We start from the raw sequence: 3054 nt of genomic DNA, 5'->3' as shown, positions 1-3054 counted from the left end.
CGAGCGGGAAGCTGTGGCTCGTCGAGAGCGACAGCACGATCGCGTCCTCGGTCGCGGCCGCCTGCAGCTCGAAGTTGAACGTGCGGCAGAAGCGCTTGCGCAGCGCGAGCCCCCAGGCGCGATTCATGCGGCTGCCGAACGGCGTGTGGATGACGAGCTGGGTGCCGCCCGATTCATCGAAGAACCGTTCCATCGCGAGCGTGTGCTGGGTCGGCAGCACGCCGAGCGCGACCTTCGCCGACCCGAGATAGTCGACGATCTGCCGCGCACCGTTCGCATCGATGCCGACCTCGGCGACGAGCCAGTCGACCGTCTCCTGAACGCTCCCGGCGAGTTCGCCCGGCAGTGCGTCCGCGGGCGCGAGGCGCCGCTCGATCTCGTTGCGCAGGCGCGACACCGCGAACGAGAGCTCGTCGCTGCGTCCAGGCGCTTCGCCGAGCCAGAACGGGATCGTCGGCGGCGCACCCTGGGCGTCCTCGACGCGGACCCGGCCGCGCTCGACGCGCAGCACGCGATACGCATGGTTGCCGAGCTGGAAAATGTCGCCGGCGATGCTTTCGACCGCGAAATCCTCGTGCACGCTGCCGATCATCGTCGATTGCGGCTCGAGCACGACCTCGTAGTCGGCCGTATCGGGGATCGCGCCACCCGACGTCAGCGCGGTGAGGCGCGCGCCGCGGCTCGCGCGCAGGACGCCGTTGACCGCGTCGCGATGCAGGTAGGCACCGCGCGGCCCGTTGCGCGTCGTGTAGCCCTCGGAGAGCATGCGCAGCACCGCTGTGAACTGCGCGCGCGTGACGCGCGCGAACGGATACGCGTGGCGCACGGTTTCGAACAGTTCGTCCTCGCGCCATTCGCGGCTCGCGACCTCGGCCACGACCTGCTGCGCGAGCACGTCGAGCGGTTGCGCCTCCACGTGCAGGGCATCGAGCTCGCCGCGACGCACGGCATCGAGCAGTGCCGCGCACTCCACCAGCTCGTCGCGTGAAAGCGGGAACAGGCGGCCCTTCGGCGTGCCGCCGACCGCATGGCCGGAGCGGCCGACGCGCTGCAGGAAGGTCGAGATCGCGCGCGGGGTGCCGATCTGGCAGACGAGGTCGACGTCGCCGATGTCGATGCCGAGCTCGAGCGACGCGGTCGCGACGAGCGCCTTGAGGTCGCCGCGCTTGAGGCGCTGCTCGGCGTCGAAGCGATGCTCCTTCGCCATGCTGCCGTGGTGCGCAGTCACCTTGTCCTTGCCGAGGCTGTCGCTGAGGTGGCGCGCGAGGCGCTCGGCCATGCGGCGCGTGTTGACGAAGACGAGCGTCGTGCGGTGTTCGCCGATGAGCGCCTCGAGGCGCGCGTGCACCTGCCCCCAGACGTCGCCGGACATCACGGCCTCGAGCGGCGCCTCGGGCAGTTCCAACGCGAGGTCGCGCGCGCGCACGTGTCCGGCGTCGACGATCCTGCAATCGACCTCGACGACGTCGGGGCCGGCCCGAAGCGAGTCGCCCACAGCCGTCGTCGGCGTGCTCGACGACATGCACGCCACGCGCGTCCCACCGCCGGCCCGATCGTGCGCGGACGGCGCTCGCGCCGCCGTTTCGTCGAGGCAGGCCGTCTCCACCCCGGTCAGGAAGCGCGCAACCTCGCCGATCGGCTTCTGCGTCGCCGACAGGCCGATGCGCACGAGGCGACGCCCGCACAGTGCGTCGAGTCGTTCGAGCGAGAGCGCGAGATGAGCACCTCGCTTGTTCGGTGCGAGCGCGTGGATTTCGTCGACGATCACCGTGCGCGTCGTCGACAGCATGCGTCGTCCCGAGGCCGAACCGAGCAGGATGTAGAGCGACTCCGGCGTCGTCACGACGATGTGTGGCGGCCGCCTGCGCATGCGGTCACGCTCCGCCTGCGGGGTGTCGCCGGTGCGCACCATCGTGCGGATCTCTACGTCGGGCAGCCACTGCTGCAGCAACTCGTCGCGAATTCCTGCGAGCGGCCGCTCGAGGTTGATGCGTACGTCGTTCGACAACGCCTTCAGCGGCGACACGTAGACGACCGCCGTCTCGTCGGGCAGGCCGCCCTCGACGCCGCGGCGCACGAGGTCGTCAATCGCGGCGAGGAACGCCGCGAGCGTCTTGCCCGATCCGGTCGGCGCGGCGATCAGGGTGTGCCGGCCCGACGCGATCGCGGGCCACGCCTCGGCCTGGGCCGGGGTCGGGGCGTCGAACGCACGGCGGAACCAGGCGGCAACGGCAGGGTGGAAGGTATCGAGCGGCATCGCGGCAGTCTGTGCATGGGCGTCTCGAATCGCGAGACGACCCCGACCCGTGTAGGGTGCGGCCGACGCCGGCCGAACTCAAGCCATGGCTCGGCTCCGTAGCGCGACACGCGCATCACGCGTGCCCGAGGAACGGCGCCGCTCGGCGCATCGGACCGCGGCACGCGCGCGCACGAACGGTCCTACAGCAAGCCGAACCGGCGGACGAGCTTCGCCTTCACGAGTTGCGTGAGGGCCATGTATGCGGCGAGGATCGGCGCGAGGCACAACCAGAATGCCGCCGGCAGCGCGACGAAGCCGAACTTCGGGGCGAGCGGCGAGTACGGCAGCAACGCGCCGACGGCGCAGATCGCGACGCCCGTGACCGTCAACGGCAGGCTTGCCCTGCTCCGCACGAACGGCAGGCGGCCGGTCCGGATCACGTGCACGACCAGCGTCTGCGACAGCAGCGATTCGACGAACCAGCCGGTCTGGAACAGCCCCGCCTGCGCGGGCGAGTCGGCGCCGAACGCGAACCACAGCAGCGCGAACGTCGCGTAGTCGAACAGCGAGCTGACCGGGCCGATGCAGAGCACGAAGCGCGCGATCGCACGCATGTCCCACTGGCGCGGGCGCGCGAGGTATTCGGCATCGACGTCGTCGCTCGCGACCGCGGTCTGCGAGAAGTCGTAGAGCAGGTTGTTCAGCAGGATCTGCACCGCGGCCATCGGCAGGAACGGCAGGAACGCGCTCGCGCCGAGCATGCTGAACATGTTGCCGAAGTTGGAACTCGCGGTCATCTTGACGTACTTGAGGAT

The 3054-nt window shown here is 70.3% G+C and carries 2 protein-coding genes; both read right to left on the bottom strand.

Features of this window, described 5'->3' with window-relative positions:
- Positions 1–2257, bottom strand: a 2257-nt coding sequence (locus VI238_RS06640) for a DEAD/DEAH box helicase (protein ID WP_331649723.1), incomplete at its 3' end; no start/stop codon positions are given.
- Between the two features lie 182 nt (positions 2258–2439).
- The coding region (locus VI238_RS06635) for a cation transporting ATPase C-terminal domain-containing protein (RefSeq protein ID WP_331649721.1) at positions 2440–3054 on the bottom strand (615 nt) is incomplete at its 5' end.

Source organism: Dokdonella sp., assembly GCF_036518555.1.
GTDB lineage: Bacteria > Pseudomonadota > Gammaproteobacteria > Xanthomonadales > Rhodanobacteraceae > Dokdonella_A.
Note: the sequence above shows the minus strand (reverse complement) of the source record. Positions and strands in the feature narration are given on the sequence as shown.